5 protein-coding genes are annotated in these 4,108 nt (G+C 49.9%); 4 read left to right on the forward strand and 1 reads right to left on the reverse strand.

Going from position 1 to position 4,108, the window contains the following annotated elements; all coding sequences use genetic code 11:
* The coding region (locus tag KDK13_RS00750) for a transposase (protein WP_257282815.1) at positions 1 to 512 on the forward strand (512 nt) is incomplete at its 5' end.
* 237 nt (positions 513 to 749) lie between these two features.
* Here KDK13_RS00750 and KDK13_RS00755 read toward each other — a convergent pair.
* Positions 750 to 938 carry a hypothetical protein gene (locus tag KDK13_RS00755; RefSeq protein ID WP_257282816.1) on the reverse strand — a complete coding sequence of 63 codons (189 nt, stop codon included), beginning with the start codon at positions 936 to 938 and terminating at the stop codon, positions 750 to 752.
* Between KDK13_RS00755 and KDK13_RS00760 the strand changes: the two genes are divergently transcribed.
* From KDK13_RS00760 to KDK13_RS00770, 3 genes are all read left to right on the forward strand, one after another.
* Positions 937 to 1,119, forward strand: a complete 183-nt coding sequence (locus KDK13_RS00760; RefSeq protein WP_257282817.1) for a hypothetical protein — start codon at positions 937 to 939, stop codon at positions 1,117 to 1,119. The genes KDK13_RS00755 and KDK13_RS00760 overlap by 2 nt on opposite strands.
* A 502-nt stretch (positions 1,120 to 1,621) precedes the next feature.
* Positions 1,622 to 3,145 (forward strand): group II intron reverse transcriptase/maturase, encoded by a 1,524-nt coding sequence (gene ltrA / locus KDK13_RS00765; protein ID WP_373692190.1) that lies wholly within the window; start codon positions 1,622 to 1,624, stop codon positions 3,143 to 3,145.
* Between the two features lie 89 nt (positions 3,146 to 3,234).
* On the forward strand, positions 3,235 to 3,855 hold the full coding sequence (locus KDK13_RS00770; protein ID WP_257282818.1) for a DDE-type integrase/transposase/recombinase: 621 nt from the start codon (positions 3,235 to 3,237) through the stop codon (positions 3,853 to 3,855).
* Positions 3,856 to 4,108: the final 253 nt, after the last annotated feature.

A 4,108-nucleotide genomic window follows, 5' to 3' on the forward strand; every position in this document is an offset into this window, starting at 1 on the left:
CAATGGCCCGCTATTCAGAAGAGTTCAAAGAGTCCATCATTCAGAAGATGATGCCGCCCAACAATGTGCCTGTTTCACAGCTAGTACTTGAGACTGGGATCTCTGATGTGACTCTGTACACTTGGCGAAAAAATGCTGTATCAAAAGGAGTGCCTGTGCCAGGCGATGGAAAAAAACCCGACCAGTGGAATGCTGAAAACAAGCTGGCTGTTATCATTGAAACTGCAGCGCTTAACGAAGCAGAGATGGCTGCCTACTGTCGTAAAAAAGGCCTCTTTGCTGAGCAGATCCTGCAATGGAAAACCGATTTTATCCATGGTGTTTCAGCTCAGCCTGAAAGCCAGCCAGTGCGCCGTAAAGCATTGTCTGATGAGCACAAAAGAGACAAGCAGACCATAAAAAAACTGGAGCGTGAACTCAATCGCAAGGACAAGGCGTTAGCAGAAACTGCTGCCTTGCTGGTTCTCTCAAAAAAGGTCCGGGAGATCTGGGGAACATCAGAGGACGACTGACCTCTCTCCCAGATCGACAATACCTGACCGGCCTTATCCAAGAGGCTATAGACGCCGGTGCTCGTCAATCGAAAGCCTGTGAAACCATAGGCCTGAGTGCCAGAACGGTACAGCGCTGGAAAGACGGTGATCTTATTCTGTCTGACAAAAGACCGGGCGCACAGCGTCCTGAACCAGTAAACAAGCTCTCTGAAGCGGAGGAGCAGGCCATTCTGGATAAATGCAACAGTGATCGTTTTAAGAGCTTGCCACCGAGCCAGATTGTCCCTGTATTGCTCGATGAAGGTGAGTACCTTGGGTCTGAAAGAACATACTACCGGGTGCTGCATAAACACGGGCAGCAACATCATCGTGGGCGCTCAGGCAAGCCTTCCCGACGGAAGCCGACATCATACTGCGCAACGGGTCCAAACCAGGTTTGGTCATGGGATATTACCTATCGTGTGCTCGGAATCCGGAGCTGGCAAGAAGCCAGTCACCGGATCACGAGTTTATCTGGAATCTGTTATGCACCGTTCAGGAAGAACAACATAGCAGCTGTTTCCCGTTGAGGGGAGACATGAGTCTGAGCGACAGTGACCTGCCGCACACTGGCAGGGTGATGTAACTCGCTGACAACGGGAACTGAGGCGAAGCCGTTACGCCAAGATGGTTCTCAAGACTGAGTGTCGGAAGGTTGAGGAACACGAACCGGTTAATCCGCATCTGTGGGTTGAAATGTCGCCTCCTCCTACACGGCTTAACAGGTGGAATACAAAGACAGCAGAAGCATAGGTAGCGCTGATGCTGCAATCTGAGCCAGACAAATAGGCTGGTAACAGTGGTCTTATGGAGTTCACTCAACCAGTCCATAAGCTTTGTATCGACTTGCGGCAAGCAAGGGTAAAGACTGCGACCGGCAGCCTCCCCGACACGTTTGAGTCCAGGTAAATCTACCGAGGAAGGTCTGTTCAGATGTTAAGGAAGTATGGCTCCCATGATGAACAGGCCGGCAGAGTTCCCGTAGTAGTCCGAGATGGGGAAAGCCCATTACATGGCAAAGGGGAACAGCTCAGCAGATTTGCAGGGCAAATTATCTGACCCTCTTTAAGAGAACGAGGTGAAGACCTTTGATAATCAGAGAAATGCAATGCAAGTTAGCAACATGGGCAACCAAGGATGAAAGTCGACGGTTTGACCGTCTCTTACGATTAATTGCTGAACCGATTTGGCTGCAGGAAGCCGCTCGTATCACACTGGCCTCATCTGGTGCTCATACGCCAGGGGTTGACGGCATGACGAAGATATCGCTTGAAGGTCGTCTCCCTCAGCTTATTCTGGCCATTCGTGAACAGTTACTGAATGGAACCTATCAACCTTTGCCAGCTCTGCGGGTCTATATCCCGAAAGCTAATGGCAAAATGAGACCCTTGGGGATTCCTACCCTCAGGGATCGCATTGTGCAAAGAGCCATGCTGATGGTCATGGATCCTATCTGGGAAAGCGACTTCCACCGTCTATCCTATGGCTTCAGGCCAGAACGCAGTGTTCACCATGCGATTCGTACTGTTAAGCTTCAATTGGAGGATGGCACTCACACCAGCGGGCGCTGGGTGATAGAAGGCGATCTCTCCAGCTACTTTGATACTGTGCATCATCGCCTACTGATGAAAGGCGTTCGCAAGCGGATCAGGGATCAACGCTTCCTGACCTTGCTTTGGCGTTTTATCAAGGCAGGCCATATCGATAAGATGCTTTTCTGTGCAACCAGCGAAGGGGTGCCACAAGGCGGAGTTGTCTCTCCATTGCTGGCGAATATCATGCTCCATGAGTTCGATCAGTATCTGGAGCAGCGATATCTTAGTCCCAAGGCGCGTAAGGATCGTTGGTACTGGAATCATACTATTAAGATCAATCGTCCTATTGCTCTGCAAGAGGATCGACAATGGCAACCATCGGTTTCTTATTGTCGATATGCGGATGATTTTGTGGTGATTGTAAAAGGCACCAAAGCACAAGCCGAAGCCATAAAGGATGAATGTTGTGAAGTACTGGAAGATAAGCTGAAACTGACGTTGAATGTGGAGAAAACCTATATTACTCACATCAACGACGGCTTTGTATTCCTCGGGCACCGGATTATTCGGAAACGCAACCGTAAAGGAGAAATGCGGATATCGACATCCATTCCCAAGGATAAGACCAGAAACTTCATTGCGAAACTGACCAAAGAGCTGTCGAGTAATTACAGCAAAAGTAAGATCGACATGGTGGAGTTCATCAACCGCAAACTGAAGGGTTGGTCACATTTCTACCAATTTACCGATAATACGGCAATGGTCTACAACAAAGTGGACAGGGCAGTATTCTGGAAGCTGGGTCACTGGCTGGCTCGTAAATACCGTTGCAGCATGAAGTCAATCATGCGGAAATGGTGTAAGCATCCCGAAGCAGGCAAAGCCAGAACATGGGTATTGTTTGGAAGAACAGACAATGGAAACTTGTGTGGCGCCAGTCTGTTTCGATTAGTCAGCAGTACCAAGAGACCCTTTCGCTTCCGATTACCGGAATGCAATCCCTACCTCAGGGATGATGACCGTAAAACCGTCACATCAAAATATGGAGATGTTGCAATGGCTGTCAGCCACTGTTGAGTGGAGAGCCGTATGCGCTGAAAGGTGCACGTACGGTTCGGGGAAGAGATGCGGGGAAATAGTTCGACTACGCCCCGTGTCTTATTCCATTGCGCTCGCCGGTACGTGGTCAGTTCTTCTACCTGTATCTGGTAATAGACATATACAGTCGTATGGTTGTTTCTTGGGAAGTTCATGAGCATGAATCTGCAGAGTATGCGGCTGATATGATCAGCAAAGCATGCCTGCGTCACGGTATTTCGGCGCAGGACAGGCCGTTGGTATTGCACTCGGATAATGGTAGTGCCATGAAAGGTGGCACCATGTTATCCACCTTGCAGCGCCTGGGTGTTGTGACGTCATTCAGTCGCCCGAGAGTCAGCGATGACAACCCTTACGCCGAAGCGATCTTCAGAACGCTGAAGTATCGGCCGGGCTATCCGTCAAAGCCGTTTGCTGATCTGGATGCTGCCCGACATTGGGTGCATGGCTTTACCCAGTGGTATAACGAAGAACACCGGCACAGTGGTCTTAAGTTCCTGACGCCCGGCCAAAGGCATCGAGGAGAAATAAAGGCCCTGATGGATAACCGGAAAGTCGTTTATGCACTTGCAAAGGAGCGTCACCCTGAACGCTGGGGTACGCGTGAAACCAGGAACTGGGATCTGGTAGATGAAGTCTGGCTGAACCCTGATAAGTCTTGCGACGGGCAACTAAGTAAAGTCGCCTGAGTTGAGGCGACAACTATGTTGATTGCGACAGGCGAAGCCTGAGGATGTGGGAGGTTCTTATGAGCTGAAATCATTCATTGAAATCCAGCAGGTTCAACTCCTGCCCGGCAAAGACTAGCCATCAGCCGGAAGCGAGTCTTGCATAGCCAGTGGTAACGCTGGTTGTGAAGCGTAGACAGCAGGTACTAAAGCCGTGTGATTGAGTCTCGAAATGTTGCAACTGTTGGTGGGCTTCATTATTCAACAAATGGGG

The organism is Endozoicomonas sp. SESOKO1 (genome assembly GCF_024606265.1).
GTDB lineage: Bacteria > Pseudomonadota > Gammaproteobacteria > Pseudomonadales > Endozoicomonadaceae > Endozoicomonas.

Excerpts from the sequence above, each read along its gene's own strand:
- KDK13_RS00760 (WP_257282817.1), top strand. The coding sequence starts at position 937 with ATGGGATATTACCTATCGTGTGCTCGGAATCCGGAGCTGGCAAGAAGC.
- KDK13_RS00755 (WP_257282816.1), bottom strand. The coding sequence starts at position 938 with ATGACCAAACCTGGTTTGGACCCGTTGCGCAGTATGATGTCGGCTTCC.